The organism is Shigella sp. SIG3, from assembly GCF_053555855.1.
Genome location: NZ_JBQZXE010000200.1, coordinates 1 through 3,450, shown reverse-complemented (window position 1 = coordinate 3,450; position 3,450 = coordinate 1). Strand labels below are relative to the sequence as shown.

Genomic DNA, 3,450 nt, shown 5'->3' with positions numbered 1-3,450 from the left:
AAGAACCTCGCTTAGGCCTGTGTCCATATTACGTGGGTAGGATCAATGACCCATCTCCTACATTTTATTAACGCAAAAGAATAAGTGATTTTGCGCGAGAGCTTCAATCAGTTTATCCCCGCAGTGGCAAAGTGTTCGCTTTTGCCGACTGGACAGTGGCAGTGCCTGTCTCTACTGCGCCATCGCTGAACAGTGCAGAATTAGCAACGTTTGCTTTTGGCACAAAGCATACGCCCATTCTCACGCGAATGCTTTGCCCTTGACTTGCCAACAACCGAATTGCTTGCTCTGCAGCTATGTTTTTTTATTAGAATATTCGCCACTAAATAAATTATAATAAGTTGATTTTATTAGATATCTATCAGAATCTATATGGTCAGCACGAGTTGCATGCTCTAATGTTTCAAATGCCAGGGTATGTGCGGCTTCAGCAAATATCTCAGGCCAACCTTTACTCAGCATCGACAGTCCTTTAAGGACTCTTATCTGAATCTCCCTCATACTGGCACCATCGCGCGCGACAGGTGAGAAAAAGTCTTCCAGTAGATCGTTATTCTGAAGTGGTGCAACATGTACTGAAGGATATTTCACTTCTATTTCATCAGATTTATTCTGCGCGTAAGTGGAAAGTATACGAACACCTCTGCCAATGACATCAATGGCGGTTCCAGGATCGTTCACTGCAGGGGAAAGGGCCCGGCAGGCTATTTCGGCCATGACGCTAAGACAAAATCGAGGATCCTGAGCAAATGAACGTGCATCCGAGACAATAATCGTCTCAAGTAAATCGGTGTTGATTGACGACTCCTGGCCCTGACTCAGGTACAAAACTGGCATGGACGGATGTATGAAACTGCCTGGCTGCGCCACGAGGTATACATGACGGGGATCATTGGTCAGCAGCTTGCTAAGTTTCACCATATCAATATATTCAACATAGCCAATCTTCTTCGGATAAACTGCAACCGTTCCTTTCGGCTGTTCATTGTTCTCAAGCCATGGATATCCACCGAGACAGGGATTTCTTGCTCTCGCAATAAATGTTTCGATGGCCGCCTGTTCTACTTGTGCCGTTGTCTCACCAACCCTCCCCAGAGAGGTCAAATGCTGTATCCAGCGAAGCAATGTGATGAGGATTAAGGCAATGACAACCAGTGTGACAATGAATAAAATGACTCTCCCCCTTTCTCCATAAGCTCCCATATTGAGGGCAATAATCCCTACCAGACTGAAGAGAAAAGAACCGATGAAGGTGGCCAGTACATTTTGTGTGGTGACGTCTTCAACAACTAAACGCGTAGCTCTGGGAGTCACATTAGTAGTGGCTGAACCGTAGGCTGTGACCATGATACTCAGCGAAAATGTGGTCACTGCCAGCATACTCGATGCCAGTATGTTCAGAATGTTATCGACTGCTTCCGCACCAACCTTCACGGAAACCGACTCAGGTATCATTGATTTAAAAAGAATTGATAAAAGGGCCGTTATTATCGCGACAATTGCGAATAACGTTGCCCTGAACCATAGTTTTTTAATTGTCTGCTTCAGCATCCATTTCCAGCGTGAAATCATTCTGCATTCCCTCATATTGCGGCCGGGATAATAATTGCCGCCCCCAGGACGGCATGTTGCTATTAACGAACCAGGTGCAGGAAGTGCAGGTGTTTTTCGTACTGGTCCAGTATGTCATTAATCAGCTGTTCCTGGTTCCAGCCCATCACATCATAATTTTGACCGCCTTCTTTGAGATAAACCTCAGCGCGATAATATCGATGTTGTTCAGTCTGCTGCTCATCATTATCCATTGCGGCGAGCGCGAAGGTCGGTGAGATATACCCGCGAAGCCTCACTTCATATATAAAATTCAGCTCGTTGCCCAAATCGACTTCAAGACGAATACGATCGTCGACTGCATCACTAATGTGGCTTATCGTCCCCTGCTTGTTCAGTTCCTCCTGAACCAGCGTCATGGCAGGCTGGATAACGTCGTCCATAAAACGTTTCACAAGAGATCGCTTCGGCAGATACGCGATATTGCGTAACCTTCTCTGCCAAGGAATTGGGTTACGTGCAGCCGTAGGAGCAATTGTCGCCATGCTCAGGCTTTCACGCTTGGTCAAATCCCGGCGCAAAGCTTTTAAAAGTCCGTATATAGATATTAGTAAGATCACTGAGAAGGGCAATGCACTCGCTATTGTCACCGTTTGCAGCGCACTTAGCCCTCCGGCAAGGAGAAGCGCAATTGCAACAATGCCCATGAGCGAGGCCCAGAATATTCGCTGCCAGACGGGTGTGTTTGCCACTCCACCTGATGCCAGAGTATCCACAACCATTGCCCCCGAATCAGCAGACGTTACAAAGAAGACGATGACCATCGCCATTGCAATGAATGACAGCACAGAAGAGAACGGGAAATGCTCCAGGAAATTAAACAGGGCCAGCGCCACATCCTGCTGAACAGTATTGGCGAGGTCTGTGGCCCCCTGGTTCATAATGAGATAGATCGCGCTGTTACCAAACACCGTCATCCACATTAGCGTAAAACCCGCGGGAACAAACAGCACGCCGGTGACAAACTCGCGAATGGTTCGCCCGCGGGAGACCCGTGCGATGAACATCCCCACAAACGGCGACCATGAAAGCCACCATCCCCAGTACAGTAATGTCCAGCCCCCCAGCCAGTTGCTCGACTTGGGCTCATACGCGTAAAGGTTGAACGTTTTACTCACCAGTTCCGAAAGATAACCGCCCGTATTTTCCACAAATGACTTCAGCAGAAGCACGGTTGGTCCCAGACACAGGACCAGCGCCAGGAGCAACAAAGCCAGACCCAGATTGAGTTCAGACAGGATACGTATTCCCTTATCCAGACCGGACACCACTGAAATCGTCGCTAACCCCGTGATGACCACGATCAGAATTACCTGCACCGTTTCATTGATGGGCACCCCGAAAAGATGGTTCAAACCGGCATTCACCTGCAAAACACCGTAACCCAGTGATGTCGCAACGCCAAAGACCGTGCCTATAACAGCGAAAATATCAACCGCATGTCCTACAGGTCCGTATATGCGATCGCCAATAATGGGATAGAGTGCGGAGCGCAGAGTTAAAGGCAGACCGTGACGGTAACTGAAGAACGCCAGAATCAGCGCCACAATGGCATAAATTGCCCATGCGTGCAGTCCCCAGTGGAAAAAGGTCAGACGCATTGCTTCCTTAGCTGCCGCAACGGTTTCTGGAGTGCCAACGGGTGGCGAAAGATAATGCATTACAGGTTCGGCAACGCCAAAGAACATCAGGCCGATCCCCATCCCTGCCGAAAAAAGCATCGCAAACCAGGAGTGGTAGCTGAAATCAGGCTGCGCATGGTCCGGGCCCAGCTTGATATCACCGTAGCGTGAGAGTCCAAGGAACGTGACACTCAGTAAAATCAGGGCCACAGCAAGG

The 3,450-nt window shown here is 48.7% G+C and carries 2 protein-coding genes; both read right to left on the bottom strand.

The window, feature by feature from the left end; genetic code table 11:
* Positions 1–294: 294 nt before the first annotated feature.
* Positions 295–1,572 (bottom strand): DUF2254 domain-containing protein, encoded by a 1,278-nt coding sequence (locus ACUU1I_RS20020; protein WP_000625669.1) that lies wholly within the window; start codon positions 1,570–1,572, stop codon positions 295–297.
* 62 nt (positions 1,573–1,634) lie between these two features.
* Positions 1,635–3,450 (bottom strand): choline BCCT transporter BetT (gene betT / locus ACUU1I_RS20015; RefSeq protein WP_252787240.1); only part of this gene is annotated, 1,816 nt, incomplete at its 5' end.